Origin of the sequence: Streptomyces narbonensis (assembly GCF_014649015.1) — a bacterium.
Taxonomy (GTDB): domain Bacteria; phylum Actinomycetota; class Actinomycetes; order Streptomycetales; family Streptomycetaceae; genus Streptomyces; species Streptomyces narbonensis.
The window spans coordinates 761,302-775,557 of sequence record NZ_BMSF01000001.1; the positions used below are offsets into that span (position 1 = coordinate 761,302).

17 protein-coding genes are annotated in these 14,256 nt (G+C 72.5%); 9 read left to right on the top strand and 8 right to left on the bottom strand.

From position 1 onward, the window contains the following. The first annotated feature begins 242 nt into the window (after positions 1-242). The 4 genes from IE124_RS03295 (at position 243) to IE124_RS03310 (ending at position 4,368) form a co-directional block, all read left to right on the top strand. Positions 243-1,613, top strand: coding sequence for a glycosyltransferase family 4 protein (locus tag IE124_RS03295; protein WP_189504535.1), 1,371 nt, complete (start codon positions 243-245; stop codon positions 1,611-1,613). A gap of 79 nt (positions 1,614-1,692) precedes the next feature. Continuing rightward, entirely contained in the window at positions 1,693-2,427 is a 735-nt protein-coding gene (locus IE124_RS03300) for a class I SAM-dependent methyltransferase (protein ID WP_189504537.1), read from the top strand. Then, positions 2,424-3,515 (top strand): prenyltransferase/squalene oxidase repeat-containing protein, encoded by a 1,092-nt coding sequence (locus IE124_RS03305; RefSeq protein ID WP_189504539.1) that lies wholly within the window; start codon positions 2,424-2,426, stop codon positions 3,513-3,515. Before IE124_RS03300 ends, IE124_RS03305 begins: the two co-directional genes overlap by 4 nt. Positions 3,516-3,792: 277 nt before the next feature. After that, positions 3,793-4,368, top strand: a complete 576-nt coding sequence (locus tag IE124_RS03310; protein ID WP_229832070.1) for a hypothetical protein — start codon at positions 3,793-3,795, stop codon at positions 4,366-4,368. A 38-nt stretch (positions 4,369-4,406) separates the two neighbouring features. On the opposite strand, the gene IE124_RS03315 is transcribed toward IE124_RS03310, so the two are convergent. From IE124_RS03315 to IE124_RS03325, 3 genes are all read right to left on the bottom strand, one after another. Continuing rightward, positions 4,407-5,417 carry an LLM class F420-dependent oxidoreductase gene (locus IE124_RS03315; protein ID WP_189504541.1) on the bottom strand — a complete coding sequence of 337 codons (1,011 nt, stop codon included), beginning with the start codon at positions 5,415-5,417 and terminating at the stop codon, positions 4,407-4,409. 114 nt (positions 5,418-5,531) lie between these two features. Then, on the bottom strand, positions 5,532-6,410 hold the full coding sequence (locus IE124_RS03320) for a DUF5336 domain-containing protein (RefSeq protein WP_189504543.1): 879 nt from the start codon (positions 6,408-6,410) through the stop codon (positions 5,532-5,534). 112 nt (positions 6,411-6,522) lie between these two features. Beyond that, positions 6,523-7,464: an N-acetylmuramoyl-L-alanine amidase gene (locus IE124_RS03325; RefSeq protein WP_189504544.1), complete on the bottom strand. Its 942-nt coding sequence runs from the start codon at positions 7,462-7,464 to the stop codon at positions 6,523-6,525. Positions 7,465-7,698: 234 nt separating this feature from the next. On the opposite strand from IE124_RS03325, the gene IE124_RS03330 reads away from it, so the two are divergent. Then, positions 7,699-9,549 (top strand): hypothetical protein, encoded by a 1,851-nt coding sequence (locus tag IE124_RS03330; protein ID WP_229832072.1) that lies wholly within the window; start codon positions 7,699-7,701, stop codon positions 9,547-9,549. A gap of 85 nt (positions 9,550-9,634) precedes the next feature. Here IE124_RS03330 and IE124_RS03335 read toward each other — a convergent pair whose 3' ends face one another. The 3 genes from IE124_RS03335 to IE124_RS03345 all read right to left on the bottom strand — a co-directional run bounded on the left by IE124_RS03335 (position 9,635) and on the right by IE124_RS03345 (position 11,094). After that, positions 9,635-9,901, bottom strand: coding sequence for a hypothetical protein (locus tag IE124_RS03335; protein WP_189504546.1), 267 nt, complete (start codon positions 9,899-9,901; stop codon positions 9,635-9,637). A gap of 87 nt (positions 9,902-9,988) precedes the next feature. Further along, a complete protein-coding gene (locus IE124_RS03340; protein ID WP_189504548.1) occupies positions 9,989-10,618 on the bottom strand; it encodes a class I SAM-dependent methyltransferase in 630 nt (209 codons plus the stop codon). A 47-nt stretch (positions 10,619-10,665) separates the two neighbouring features. Then, positions 10,666-11,094 (bottom strand): ATP-binding protein, encoded by a 429-nt coding sequence (locus IE124_RS03345; RefSeq protein ID WP_229832074.1) that lies wholly within the window; start codon positions 11,092-11,094, stop codon positions 10,666-10,668. Positions 11,095-11,178: 84 nt separating this feature from the next. On the opposite strand from IE124_RS03345, the gene IE124_RS03350 reads away from it, so the two are divergent. Genes IE124_RS03350 through IE124_RS03360 form a run of 3 tightly spaced genes read left to right on the top strand, consistent with a single transcriptional unit; the run spans position 11,179 to position 12,723 of the window. Further along, positions 11,179-12,018: a helix-turn-helix domain-containing protein gene (locus IE124_RS03350; RefSeq protein ID WP_189504550.1), complete on the top strand. Its 840-nt coding sequence runs from the start codon at positions 11,179-11,181 to the stop codon at positions 12,016-12,018. Then, the gene (locus IE124_RS03355; RefSeq protein WP_189504552.1) at positions 11,987-12,262 is read left to right on the top strand and encodes a DUF397 domain-containing protein; all 276 of its coding nucleotides are present in this window, start codon (positions 11,987-11,989) and stop codon (positions 12,260-12,262) included. The genes IE124_RS03350 and IE124_RS03355 overlap by 32 nt, the downstream gene beginning before the upstream one ends. A 2-nt stretch (positions 12,263-12,264) precedes the next feature. Continuing rightward, positions 12,265-12,723: a hypothetical protein gene (locus IE124_RS03360; protein WP_189504555.1), complete on the top strand. Its 459-nt coding sequence runs from the start codon at positions 12,265-12,267 to the stop codon at positions 12,721-12,723. Between the two features lie 68 nt (positions 12,724-12,791). Here the strand turns inward: IE124_RS03360 and IE124_RS03365 are convergent, their stop codons facing one another. After that, the gene (locus tag IE124_RS03365) at positions 12,792-13,196 is read right to left on the bottom strand and encodes a DUF4259 domain-containing protein (protein ID WP_189504791.1); all 405 of its coding nucleotides are present in this window, start codon (positions 13,194-13,196) and stop codon (positions 12,792-12,794) included. Positions 13,197-13,273: 77 nt separating this feature from the next. After that, on the bottom strand, positions 13,274-13,675 hold the full coding sequence (locus IE124_RS03370; RefSeq protein ID WP_189504557.1) for a cupin domain-containing protein: 402 nt from the start codon (positions 13,673-13,675) through the stop codon (positions 13,274-13,276). A gap of 124 nt (positions 13,676-13,799) precedes the next feature. Between IE124_RS03370 and IE124_RS03375 the strand changes: the two genes are divergently transcribed. Next, positions 13,800-14,126, top strand: a complete 327-nt coding sequence (locus IE124_RS03375) for an FKBP-type peptidyl-prolyl cis-trans isomerase (protein ID WP_189504559.1) — start codon at positions 13,800-13,802, stop codon at positions 14,124-14,126. Positions 14,127-14,256: the final 130 nt, after the last annotated feature.

Here is a 14,256-nt window from a genome sequence, read left to right on the forward strand (position 1 = left end):
GGAGCGGCGGTGGAGGCAGCGGTGGAAGCGGCGATGCGGAGCGACAGTATGGCGGTCCGGCCGTCGTGGCGCGAATCACCTGTTCCGGCTCTCACCAGGGAGCTACCTGCCGGTAGATTCTGTCCTCCTTGAACGATCAAGAAGATCGTCCGAGGAGATCGAGAACGATCAAGTCTGTAACTTGTTCTAGATTAGCGCGAGCGGTTACGCTCCGGCGAAACACGCTCGAAGGGGGTCGCCGCATGACCGCGGAAGCCATAGAGGCAAGCCCGGCCGGCCCCCGGCAGGGTGTCACCGCGGACGGTGACGGCCCGTTGCGGATCGCTCTCCTCACGTACAAGGGCAACCCCTTCTGCGGCGGTCAGGGCGTCTACGTCCGCCACCTCTCCCGCGAGCTCTCCCGCCTCGGTCACAGCGTCGAGGTCATCGGCTCCCAGCCGTACCCCACGCTCGACGACGGCGTACCGCTCACCGAGATCGCCAGCCTCGACCTCTACCGCTCGCCGGACCCCTTCCGGACGCCGAAGCGCGAGGAGTACCGGGACTGGATCGACGGCCTCGAAGTCGCGACCATGTGGACCGGCGGCTTCCCCGAGCCGCTCACCTTCTCCCTGCGGGCCCGGCGCATGCTCGCCGCCCGCCGCGGGGACTTCGACGTCGTCCACGACAACCAGACCCTCGGGTACGGGCTCCTCGGCGGCCCCAAGGCCCTCGGCGCGCCGCTCGTCACCACGATCCACCACCCCATCACCGTCGACCGGCAGCTCGAACTCGACGCCGCCGCCGACTGGAAGCGCCGCGCCTCCGTCCGCCGCTGGTACGCCTTCACCCGCATGCAGAAGCGCGTGGCCCGCCGGTCGGAGTCCGTCCTCACCGTCTCCGGCACCTCCCGCCAGGAGATCGTCGAGCACCTCGGCGTACGCGAGGACCGCATCCGGGTCGTCCACATCGGCGCCGACACCACGCTCTGGTCCCCGGACCCGGCCGTCGCCGAGGTCCCCGGCCGGATCGTCACGACCTCCAGCGCCGACGTCCCCCTCAAGGGTCTGGTCTTCCTGATCGAGGCGCTCGCCAAGCTCCGCACCGAACACCCCGACGCCCACCTCGTCGTCGTCGGCAAGCGCGCCGAGGACGGCCCCGTCGCCCAGGCCATCGAGCGGTACGGACTCGGCGGCGCCGTCGAGTTCGTCAAGGGCATCAGCGACGCCGAGCTCGTCGACCTCTACCGCTCCGCCCAGGTCGCCTGCGTCCCCTCCCTCTACGAGGGCTTCTCGCTGCCCGCGGCCGAGGGCATGGCCACCGGCACCCCTCTGGTCGCCACGACCGGCGGCGCGATCCCCGAGGTCGCGGGAGCCGACGGCGAGACCTGCCTGGCGGTGCCCCCGGGCGACGCGGGCGCGCTGGCGGCGGCGCTCGGCCGGGTGCTCGGCGACCGTGAACTCCGGGCGCGGCTCGGTGCGGCGGGGCGGGCCAGGGTCCTGGACCGCTTCACCTGGGCCCGCGCGGCCCAGGGGACCGCCGAGCTCTACCGCGAGGCCGTCGCCCGCCAAGGCGCGATCCGGGCCACCGGCCAGGGCGCCCGGCCAGGCGCCCGCCAGGGCCTCCGCGGGTGACCACCGCGCCCGAGGGCCCGGCCCATCAGCTTCCGTCCCACCCGCACCACCCCCGTCCCGACCGCGAAGGCAGGCCCTCGTGCTGACCGTCGACTTCACCCGCTTCCCGCTCGCCCCCGGCGACCGCGTGCTCGATCTGGGCTGCGGTGCGGGCCGGCACGCCTTCGAGTGCTACCGGCGCGGCGCCCAGGTCGTGGCCCTCGACCAGAACGGCGAGGAGATCCGCGAGGTCGCCAAGTGGTTCGCGGCGATGAAGGAGGCCGGCGAGGCCCCCGCCGGGGCGACCGCCACGGCCATGGAGGGCGACGCCCTCAACCTGCCCTTCCCCGACGAGTCCTTCGACGTCGTGATCATCTCCGAGGTCATGGAGCACATCCCGGACGACAAGGGCGTCCTCGCCGAGATGGTCCGCGTCCTCAAGCCCGGCGGCCGGATCGCGATCACCGTCCCCCGCTACGGCCCCGAGAAGATCTGCTGGGCGCTCTCCGACGAGTACCACGAGGTCGAGGGCGGCCACATCCGCATCTACAAGGCCGACGAGCTCCTCGCCAAGATCCGGCAGGCCGGCCTCAAGCCGTACGGCACCCACCACGCGCACGCCCTGCACGCCCCGTACTGGTGGCTGAAGTGCGCCTTCGGCGTCGACAACGACAAGGCCCTGCCGGTCCGCGCCTACCACAAGCTCCTGGTCTGGGACATCATGAAGAAGCCCGCCCTGACCCGGATCACCGAGCAGCTGCTCAACCCGGTCGTCGGCAAGAGCTTCGTGGCGTACGCGACCAAGCCCCACCTCCCCAAGGCCGACGCCAAGTGACGAGCCCCGAGCGGATCGCGGAGCACCTCGTCCTGCCCGGCGTGCTCACCGCGGAGCAGGCCGCCGAGACCGTCTCCGGGATACTCGCCGTCCAGCGCGAGGACGGGGCCGTGCCCTGGTTCCGGGGCCACCACCTCGACCCGTGGGACCACACCGAGGCCGCCATGGCCCTCGACGCGGCCGGCGAGCACGCCGCCGCGGCCCGCGCCTACGAGTGGCTCGCCCGCCACCAGAACGCCGACGGCTCCTGGTTCGCGGCCTACCACGACGGCGACCCGGACGACGTCACCGACCGGAGCCGGGAGTCCAACTTCGTCGCGTACATAGCCGTCGGCGTCTGGCACCACTACCTGTCCACCGGTGACGACGCCTTCCTCGACCGGATGTGGCCCGTCGTCTACGCGGCCGTCGAGTTCGTCCTCGGACTCCAGCAGCCCGGCGGCCAGATCGGCTGGAAGCGCGAGCCCTCCGGCGAGGCCGTGAACGACGCGCTCCTCACCGGCTCGTCCTCCATCCACCAGGCGCTGCGCTGCGCCCTCGCCATCGCCGAGGTCCGCGAGGAGTCGCAGCCCGACTGGGAGCTGGCGACGGGCGCGCTCGGCCACGCGATCCGCCGGCACCCCGAGCGCTTCCTCGACAAGTCCCGCTACTCGATGGACTGGTACTACCCGGTCCTCGGCGGCGCGGTCACCGGCCCCGAGGCCACGGCCCGGATCGAGGCCGCCTGGGACGCCTTCGTCGTGCCCGGCCTCGGTGTCCGCTGCGTGATCCCCAACCCGTGGGTCACCGGCGGCGAGTCCTGCGAACTGGCCCTCACCCTCTGGGCGATGGGCGAGTCGGACCGGGCCCTGACGATCCTCCAGGACATCGGCCACCTGCGCGCCGAGAACGGCATGTACTGGACGGGGTACGTCTTCGAGGGCGAGACGGAGAGCGACAAGGCCGTGTGGCCGGAGGAGCAGACCGCCTGGACCGCGGGCTCGCTGCTGCTCGCGGTGGCGGCGCTCGGCGGGGAAGAGGCGACGGTCGCCGTCTTCGGCGGCGAGCGCCTCCCCACCGGCCTCGAACCGGACTGCTGCGGGAGCTGACGGCGGCCGGACGGCAGGCCGTTCCGTACGCGAGCCTGTGCCGGATCCGTACGGGGCCTGTGCCGGCTCTCCGTACGGGGTCCTGCGCCGGATCCGTACGGACCCTTGTGCCGGCTCCGTACGGGGGCCTGTGCGGGCTCCCTCCGTACGGGGGGCCTGTGCGGGCTCCCTCCGTACGGGGGCTCTCCGCGTGGAACCCGTACGGAGTCGCCCGGGTGGCGGACCTCCCGGGCCGGGGTGAGGCTGACGACGCCGCTACCCCCAGGGAGGTCCCGCCGTGCCCCGAACCGCTCCCGAGTCCAGAAGGGTGTCCCGCCCCTTCACCCGGGGCGTCGTCGCCCTGGTGCTGTCCTGCACCCTGCTCCTGACGACTGCCGCCTGCGGCGACGACGACACGCAGAGCGCGAGCGCGGCCACGACCCCGACGGCCTCCGCCACCTTCGAGCAGCAGAAGCTGGCCAAGACCCGGTTCGTGGCCAACGCGGGGCTGGCGGCGGGTGCCGCGTACCAGTGGATCGTGAAGCCGTACCGCGCGGGCAAGTTCACGAAGGGCGCGGACGGGCGGACGATCGCCCTCGTGAAGGCGGGCCTCGCGGGCGCGTTCACCTACAACCGGCTCAAGGCGGCGGTGAACAACGCCAAGGGCGACCCGCTCCTCTCCAAGGCGGTCGCGCCGCTCTCGGCCGGCATCGAGTCGCTCAAGGACCTCGGGACCAAGCTCCGGAAGGGCGAGGCGGGTGCCGCGGACGTCGGCGCCTTCGAGTCCGTCATCAACAGCGTCAAGGACGCGGGCAAGAGCGCCGGCGCCGAGGTGGTCGACCAGGTGCCCAGTACGTCCCAGCTCGGCGGATAGGGGCGGAGCTCCGGTCAGGAGTTCAGTAATTCAGCAGCTCAGCAGTTCAGCTCCGCCAGGACGCGGAGCGTCGCGGGGTCCGGTGAGGTGACCAGCAGGTCCGTCACAGGGCCCCGCCGCCATGCGTCGAGGCGTTCGGCGATCCGCTCGCGCGGGCCGACGAGCGAGATCTCGTCGGCGAAGGCGTCCGGGACGGCGAGCACCGCCTCCTCGCGCCGTCCCGCCGCGAACAGCTCCTGGATGCGGGCGGCCTCCTTCCCGTACCCCATGCGTCCCATGAGGTCGGCGTGGAAGTTGCGGGCGGCGTGCCCCATGCCGCCGATGTAGAAGCCGAGCATCGCCTTCACGGGCAGCAGCCCGGCCGTCACGTCCTCGCAGAGCTGCGCGCGGACCATCGGCGCGACGGTGAAGCCCTCGGGGAGCGTCCCGGGCAGCGCGTACACCTCGGCCCAGCGGTCCGGGGACCAGTAGAGCGGCAGCCAGCCGTCGGCGATGGTGAGGGTCTGCGCGATGTTCTTCGGGCCCTCGGCGCCCAGGAGGATCGGGAGATCCGCCCGGAGGGGGTGGGTGATCGGCTTGAGGGCCTTGCCGAGGCCGGTGCCGTCCTCGCCGGCGTACGGGTGGGAGTGGAAGTGCCCGTCGAGCGTGACGGGTCCCTCGCGGCGCAGGACCTGGCGGATCACGTCCACGTACTCGCGGGTGGCGGTCAGCGGGGAGCGGGGGAAGGGGCGGCCGTACCAGCCCTCGACGACCTGCGGCCCGGAGAGGCCGAGCCCGAGCATCATCCGCCCGCCGGAGAGGTGGTCGAGCGTGAGGGCGTGCATCGCGGTCGCCGTCGGGGTGCGGGCGGCCATCTGCGCGACGGCCGTCCCGAGCCTGATGCGCGAGGTGTGCGCGGCGATCCAGGTCAGCGCGGTGAAGGCGTCGGAGCCCCAGGCCTCCGCCGTCCACACGGAGTCGTAGCCGAGCCGCTCTGCCTCGCGGGCGAGGTCCAGGTGGGCGGCGGAGGGGCCGCGGCCCCAGTAGCCGAGGGCGAGTCCTAGGCGCATGCCGAGACCTTTCTGACGATCCGTCAGCTCACTTCCCGGGACGGGACTGTACGCCAACGGCCCCCCGCCCGGAAGGGATTCCGGACGAGGGGCCGTCGTGTGGGCGCTACGGGGTCAGCCGCGCTGGATGCCCGTGGTGTCCTGCAGGACGCCACGGCGGCCGTCCTGCGTCTGGGCCACCAGGGCCGGGCCGCGCTGCTCGACCGCCAGGTACCAGGTACCGGGGGCCAGTTCGGCGATCGGGGCCTGCGAGCCGTCCTCCGCGTAGAGCGGGCGGGCGACCGGGACCGCGAACCAGAACGGCGCGAAGTCCCCGGCGGGCTGCGCCGCCTGGGGCTGCGGGGCCGGGACGGCGGCCTGCGGCTCCGGGGCGTGCGGCTGCGGAGCGTGCGGCTGAGGGGCGCCCTGCGCACCGAACGGCTGGCCCGCACCGTGCGACGGGTCCTGCGGCGCGCCGGCACCGAACTGCTGCTGCGCACCCGGGTAGCCGTAGCCGCCGGGGACGCCCGGCTGACCCGGCTGACCGGGCTGCATGCCGTACGGCTGCGGGGTCTGCGGGCTCGGCGCGCCCACGAGCGGGGCCTTGAGGGCGGGCACCAGCGGACCGGCGACGGCGGCACCGGCGAGCACGAGCGAGGCGATCAGGCCGAGGATGAGGCCGGCGCCCGCGTTGTTCGACTCGAAGATCCACATGAGCAGGTTCCAGGCGGCGGCGATGGTGAACGCGGTGCCGACCTGGCCCAGCTCAAGACCGGCCACCTTGCGCTGCTGCGGCAGGGCGCGGGAGGCGACGACCAGCGCGGCGCCGGCGAAGCCGAGGAAGAAGGCGCCCCAGCCGAGGTAGGACACCTCCCACGAGTTCGGGGTCTCGTACTGCTCGCAGAGCGCGTCGGGCCCGTCGCAGCCTGCGACACCCAGGAACGAGGCGATGAGCAGCACCACCGCTGCACCGATCAGCACGCCATCGCCTCGGGTGAGGGAGCGGATATTCACGTAAGAGTCCTTCGTCGGGTCGTCGTCGCGTCGTCGTCGCGTCGGGCTGGCGCTCAAGGTCGTGGCACGGGGGCGGCCCCATGTTACGGAGCGAATCTATCGCTCGCCGGTTCTACCCGTTGAGGTAGGTGGCGATGCCGTCCGCGATGCCCTGGGCGGCCTTCTGTCGCCATGCCGCCGATGTCAGCAGCGCGGCGTCCTTCGGATCACGCATATTGCCGCATTCGACGAAGACCTTGGGCACGGTTGAGAGATTCAGGCCGCCGAGGTCCTTGCGGACGTCCAACCCCGTACCTCCGCCGAGGTAGTTGGAGGGCTTCGTCCCGGTCGCGCGGGCGAAGCGGTCGGCGACGGCCTCCCCCAGCTCACGGGAAGGGCCGACGATCGGACCGGTGTCCGCCGCGCCGGAGCTCACGCGTGCGGGAAGGATCACATGGAAGCCGCGGTTGCCGACGGCCGAGCCGTCCGCGTGGACGGAGACGACCGCGTCGGCGCGGGCCGCGTTGCCGATCGCGGCCCGCTCGTCGATGCAGGGGCCCCAGGGGCGGTCGGCGTCGTGGGTGAGGACCACCTTCGCGCCGCGCGCGGTGAGGAGGTCCCGCAGCCGGTGCGAGACGTCCAGGGTGAAGTCGGCCTCCGTGTACGCGGCCTTCGAGGCGGTGCCGTTCGTGGACGTGCCGGTGGTGTCGCATTCCTTGCGGGCCGTGCCGATGTCCACCTTCGCGTTGATCTCCCGGGAGTGCCGGAAGTTCCCCGGGTTGTGGCCGGGGTCGACGACGACGGTCCGCCCGGCGAGGGAGCGGGACTCCTGCGACCCCGAGGGGGAGGAGGGGGCAGCGGTCGTCGGAGTCGCGGCGGAGGCGCCGGGTGTCGTGGGCGTGACGGGTGTGGTGCTGACGGCGGGTGGCGGAGTCTGCGTCGCGCCCTTCCCGGACGCGGCGGAGCCCTCGGAGGCCTGGGAGGCGCCGCAGCCGGCGAGCGCGGCGCAGCAGCCCGCGAGGGCCAGCGCGAGGGCGAGGGTACGGGGGGCGGTCTTCCGGTGGTCGTACGGCACCCCGCGACTTTAGGCCCTGTAGGGGGTGAATGCCGGTAGCGGGTAGGTCGCAGCTTGGTCACCGGCTTCGCGGAACCGTGGACGCGTGTGCGTGGACGGTGAAGGGTAGGTGGAAGGAGTTGCGGTGGGGTGTCACCGCGCATTGGCCCACGAGGGGGAACCGTGGTGGGGGAAGAACCGAACGACGCACGTCCCGAGCCGTCCGACCGGGTGCCGGGAGCGGGAGACGGAACGTTGAACAGACCGCCGCAGGACGGTGGTACGGGCGGGGGCTTCGGTGCTCCTGCGCCCTGGGAGGCCCCGCCGCCCGGCGGCCCGGCACCCGGACCCGCGAGCGCCGCCGCCCCGGGAGCCTCCGGATCCTCGGCCCCGCCGCCCGGTTTCGGCCCGCAGCCCGGCGGCCCGCAGCCCGGCTTCGGCCCGCAGCCCGGCTTCGGCCCGCCGCCGGGCGCCGGTGCCGGTGCCGGGCAGGGATTCGGAGCGCCCGGGTCCGCGCCCGCGACCGCGACCGGCTGGGCCGGCGCGGGGACGCTGCCGCCGCCGCCCGGTGCTCCGCCCGGGTACGGCCCGCCCTCCGGCCAGGGGCCGCGCGGTGAGGCGAACCCGGCGCAGGCCGCCCTGATCGGCCTGCTCAACCTCTCGTGCCTGGGCCTCGGCTACGTCCTCCTGCGCAACTGGATCGGCGCCGCGCTCTGCTGGGTCGCCACCGTGGCCCTGCTCGTCCTCGCGCTCCCCGCCGACGTCGACGGCGTGCCCATGGGCCTCCTCGTCGGCTACGGCGTCTTCCTGCTGGCCGTCGCCGCCGACGGGGCCCGGCGCGGACTGCGCGCGAACCTCAGGATCGGCGCCTCCTTCCGGCGCCTGGCCCTCCCGCTCGCCGTCGTGCTGCTCGCCGTCCCCGCGGGCGGTTCGCTCGCCTACGGGGCGGCCCGCGACGAGGCGCGCGAGCAGGCGCTGCTCGACCGGCTCACCGCCGCCGACGCCCAGGTGACGTCGGCGGACGGCCTGGCCTTCGACCGGGCCGAGCCGCTCCTCGCCAAGGCCCTGGACGAGTACGAGGACCTGGGCACGAAGCACGCGGGCTCGCGGGCCGGCAAGCTCGTCCCCGCGCGGCTCGACGCGTACTACAAGACGGTCGCCGGCCCGTACGAGAAGAAGACGTACTGCGAGGCGATCGCCCCGCTCAAGCACCTTCGGGGGCTCGCCGACTCCTTCGACAAGGGCCTCCTGGGCTCCCGGCCCGCCAAGACCGACGAGCCGCTGGCGCACTCCCTCTACGAGTGCGGGACGGCCGCGCTCGCCGTGGCGACCGCCAAGCCGACGGCCGCCGAGAGCCTCAACGAGCTCCTCGGCACCTTCCCGAAGTCGTCCCACGCCACCCGCGTCGAGCCGGCCGTCCGGGAGGCGGTCAAGAAGCGCACGAGCGTGCTCGACACCGTCCCCGAGCCCTGCGACACCACGGTCGAACTGCGCACGCTCCGGACGACCCTCAGGGACATGACGGACGCCTCGCTCGACGGCGTCACGCGCGAGGCCGTCGAGGGCCTCCAGCGGGGCGACTTCGCCTGCGGGACCGACCAGTTCAAGGACAAGGAGTACGAGGAGGCGGTCAAGACCATGACCGAGTACGCGACGGCGTACCCGGACAGCCCGCAGGCCGCGCACGCCCGCTCCATCGCCATCGCGGCCGAGATCGCCGACGAGGAGCCGGCGGCCGGCAAGCGCCTGCCGCCCTCGGAGGCTCCCGGCGGATCGCGGATGGTCCTGGTCGTGAGCAACGACGGCCCGGGCGCGGTGGACCTGCTCTACACGGGCCCGACGACCGGCAAGGTCACGCTCAAGACCTGCACGACCTGCACCAAGTACCCCGGCCCGATCTTCTCGCAGGGCAAGAAGATCAAGGCGTGCCAGGGCCCCGCCTCCAAGTACCCGAAGGCGACCCTGCTGCTGCCCGCCGGTGACTACCACTTCCTCCAGAAGCGCGCGGGCACCGGTTCGTCGTACAGCGACACCAAGACCAGCAAGGTCAAGATCGAACCGGGCTACAGCTACACCAACTGCCTGTACGTGACCTCGGGCTACTGACCCCCGCGTACCCGGCGCCGGCGTACCGGCACCCGCGTACCGACGGCCGTTCCCCGAGGAGGGGGCGGCCGTCGGGCCGTCCCGCCTACCGCGTACGCCTCCGCAGGACGACCAGCCAGCCGGCCCCGCCGACGAGGGCCGTGGCACCCAGGCCGAGGACCACACCCTCGCCGACGCCGAACGCCTTCATCTCCTCGTACGTGCGGGAGGTGGCGACGGTGGCGCGAACCGTCGTGCACACGTCGCCCGGGGACATCTCCTCCCCGTCGCAGTGGGGGGTTCGCAGGCTGTTGAGGGTCATGAGAAGCAGAAGGATCCCGAGCCCCGTGATGGCAACCGGTGGCTTGCTCATGACACAGTCCCCCGTCGTGTGTGCGTGCGGGGACATCCTGCGGCCGTGCGGGACGTGTCGTCCAGGTGCATGCCGGCCCGGAGAAGGTCAGCGGCGGCGCAGGACCCGCAGCGAGTCGGTGACCGAGACCTCGTCGAAGTCACCCGACTCCAGGGCCCGGAGGTAGATCCGGTACGGCGCCTGGCCGCCGTCCTCCGGGTTCGGGAAGACGTCGTGGATGACGAGCAGGCCGCCGGGGGCGACCTTGGGGGCCCAGCCCTCGTAGTCGTTCGTGGCGTGCTCGTCGGTGTGCCCGCCGTCGATGAAGACCAGGCCGAGCTGCCCGCCCCACGCCTTCGCGACCAGCGGCGACCGGCCGACGACCGCCACGACGTGCTCTTCGAGCCCCGCCTTGTGGAGCGTCCGCCGGAAGGTCGGCAGCGTGTCCATCAGCCCCACCTCCGGGTCGACGACGGTCGGGTCGTGGTACTCCCACCCCGGCTGCTGCTCCTCGCTGCCCCGGTGGTGGTCCACGGTCACCGCGACCGTCCCCGCCTGCCGTGCCACGTCCGCGAGCAGGATCGTCGACCGCCCGCAGTAGGTCCCGACCTCCAGGAGCGGCAGCCCCAGCTTGGCGGCGTCCGTGGCCGCCTCGTACAGCGCGAGGCCCTCCCCGACGGGCATGAAGCCCTTCGCGGCCTCGAAGGCGGCAAGGATCTCGGGCGCGGGCACGGACATGATGGGCTCCTACTGGCGAGTACGCGGTTACGGGCGCCTATCGTGCCCTACGCCCGTCCCGGCGCGCCCTCCGCGTCGCACTCGAACCACACCGTCTTCCCGGCGGCGGTCCCGTCGACCCCCCACCGGTCCGTCACCGCCTCCACGAGCGCCAGCCCCCGCCCGCTCTCCTCCAGCGGACCGGCGAGCTTCGCGAACACGGCCCCGGGGACGGAGTCCGCGACCTCCACCCGCAGCCCGTGCGGCTCCCGCAGGATCAGCACAGAGCACCGCCGGCCCGGCACGTGCCGGACGACGTTGGCGACGAGCTCGGTGAGCGCGAGAGTCGCCGGGTCGGCGAGGTGGCCGAGCGCCCAGCGCGTGAGGTAGACGCGCAGGATGCGGCGCATGTGACCGGCGGAGTGCTCACCCACGGTGAACCCCATCCGGTAGCTGGTGGCAAGAACCGGGGGATAGAGGTCAGTTGCGTGATTCATGCCACCAGGGTGGGGCGGCGTCGTTACGCTCGGCTACGGACTGAACGCAACGCCTCACCGTGTGAGCTTGGGGGTGACCTCGCCGTGGTCAACATCCGCAGCCTGGATCCCAGCGCCTCGCCGCTGGACTACTACGGATCGGAACTCCGCCGCCTGAGAGAGGAGGCGAACCTCGGGCAGGCGCAGTTGGGTTCGATCCTCTACTGCACGGCCTCCCTCATCGGCCAGATAGAGACGGCGAAGAAGGTGCCCACCCGCCAGTTCTCGGAACGGCTGGACGCAGCGCTGATGACGGGCGGGGTGTTCACCCGGCTGGTGGGGCTGGTCCTGAAGAGCCAGCTGCCGACGTGGTTCCAGCCGTACGCGGAGCTGGAGGCGAAGGCGACGTACATCTCGACGTACCAGTCGCAACTGGTCTACGGCCTGCTCCAGACGGCCGCGTACGCCCGGGCGGTCCTGAGCGTTGAAAACCCGGGCCGGCTCGACGAGATGGTGGCGGCCCGGATGGAACGCCAGCGGATCCTGGAGCGGGAGCTCCCGCCGGTGCTGTGCGTGGTCCTCGACGAGGCGGTGCTGTACCGGGAGATCGGCGGGGCGGGGGTGATGCGGAACCAACTCGGCCACGTGTTGGGTTTCCGTGACCACCCGTGGGTGCAGGTGCAGGTGCTGCCCTTTGCGGTCGGTCAGCACCCGGGTCTGCTGGGTTCGTTCACCCTTCTGCGCTTTGAGGACGATCCGGATGTCTTCTATTCGCCGGTTTACGGTGGAGGACACATGGCCGCAGATACGCAAGTGATCAGGGAACGGACCGTCGGCTACGCTCGGCTGCAAGCCTCGGCCCTCTCCAGGGAGGACTCGGCGGCGCTGATCGAACGCGCGATGAAGGAGCGGTATGGGCACCAGCCAGGAACTGCGGTGGCGTAAGTCCTCCTACAGCGGCCCCGACGGCGGCGAGTGCATCGAGTGCGCCCCCCTCGGCACCGCAGCCTGGCATAAGTCCTCCTTCAGCGGCTCCGACGGCGGCGACTGCATCGAAGTCGCCGACCTCACCGCCCACATCGCCGTCCGCGACTCCAAGAACCCCGAAGGCCCCGCCTTCCTCGCCCGCCCCGCCGCCTTCACGGCCTTCGTGCGCGCCGCCGTCGAGGGGCGTATCGGCGGGCGCTGATCATGACGACCCTCATAGGGACGATGATCCTCGCCATCGGCCTGCCGGCCTGGGCGGGGATCACCTACGTCGGGCTGGTCCGGGCCCGCAGGGGCGACGACCTGCCCCAGCCCGATCCGCCCCGGCTCCGCCGCACGCCCGCCAAGAAGGCGGCCTGGGTCGCCGTGCTCGCCTACCTCGTGGGCGGGGCGCTGCACCTGTACGGGCTGTCGTACCTGCCGTTCCTCTTCCCGGAGGACGCGTGCTGGTTCAACGCGGGGTACATGGGCGTCCCCGACTCCAGCAGCGCGCTCCCCGTCAGCCTGGTGTGCGCGGGCGAGGAGATCGTCCCGTGGTGGCTGAACCCCGCGCTGCTCGTTCTCGCGGTCACCGCCGTCGGCGCGACCGTCACGAGCGCCGTCCTCGCCCTGCGGCGCCGCGCCGCGCGGCGAGCTCTCCGGCCGGCGGATTCCCGTTCGTGACGGATTCGTCGTGACGGCCCGATGACACCGAAGCCCCGCCGGACGATTGCCGGCGGGGCTTCCGGTCGTCAAGGGGCGAGGACCGCCCGGAGCTTCCGTATGCCCGCCTTCCACTCCTCGCCGTCCGACTCCTCCCACAGCTCCAGCAGTTCCGACTCCGGGCCGAGTACGCGGTCGAGGGCGGCCACGGCCAGCGGACGGAGGTCCGTCGGGAGTTCGGGCAGGGGCTTCTTCGGGGCGTACGAGGTGGTGACCGGGTCGCCGCCGGGGCACTGCGCGGCGAGCAGGGCGGCCGAGGCGACGGCCTTCACCGCGAAGTAGGAATCCAGGAAGGTGTCGTCGCCCGTCGCGGTCACCTCCTCGAAGGCCGCGCGCAGCACCTCCGCCTTCTTCTCCGCCGGTGCCTCGTCCACCCGGTACGAGAAGTCGGCGGCGGTGTCGTTGTCGAAGGGGCCGATGTCCCACGTACCCATGGCGTGCTCGCTTTCGCTGTCGTTCAGGTCTCCGGGCATCGTGGCAGGCCCCACTGACAACGGGCCCTCAAGGCCCGTCAGGTGCCGAGCGCGTGGCCGGTCGTCGCGTCGACGTGGGCCGGAAGCTCGTCGTGGCGGTCGCCGACCGTCGACGTGCCCGTGGGCTCGAACATGAGGATGGCGGCGCCCTCGGGGGCGTACGGCCTGTGCTCCGTGCCGCGCGGGACGGTGAAGACCGAGCCGCGGGGGAGGCGGACCGTGCGCTCCCCGGCCGGCTCGCGCAGCGAGAGGTGCAGCTCGCCGTCGAGGACGAGGAAGAACTCGTCGGTGGTGTCGTGGGCGTGCCAGACGTGCTCGCCCGCGACCTTGGCGACGCGGACGTCGTAGTCGTTGACGTGCGTGACGACGCGGGGGCTCCACAGGGCGTCGAAGGAGGCCAGGGCCTGGTCGAGGGCGATGGGGTCGCTGCCGTTGCTCATACGGGGATCGTCGCCGGTGGGGCGTGGGTGGTGTGAGTGCCAGGAATCGCATATGTCGCACGAATCCTCGCAGGTACGTATCGTCGCCATGGCCACACGGCCACTCACCAGAGAAGAGGAACCCATGGGAGTCACGCGAGAAGTCATCGAGGCGGGGGACGGCCAGAACTTCCCCAAGCCCGGAGACGTGGTGACGATGCACTACACCGGCACGCTGGAGAACGGGAACAAGTTCGACTCCTCCCGGGACCGGGGCGAGCCCTTCGTCAGTCAGATCGGCGTCGGCCAGCTCATCAAGGGCTGGGACGAGGGCGTCCCGCAGATGTCCGTGGGCGAGCGCGCCAAGCTGACGATCACCTCCGACTACGGCTACGGCGACCGGGGTGTGCCGGGCGTCATCCCGCCCAAGGCCACGCTCGTCTTCGACGTGCAGCTCATCAAGATCAACTAGGGTCCGCCCCTACCCGCCCGGCAGCGTCCGGGCGTGGCTTCGTTCCCCCGGCCACGCGCCGGGGGAACGCCCGCCGGGCGGGCCGGCGCCTCCCCGGCCGGTGGAGCGCGGACCGCGTGAATGCCAGGAG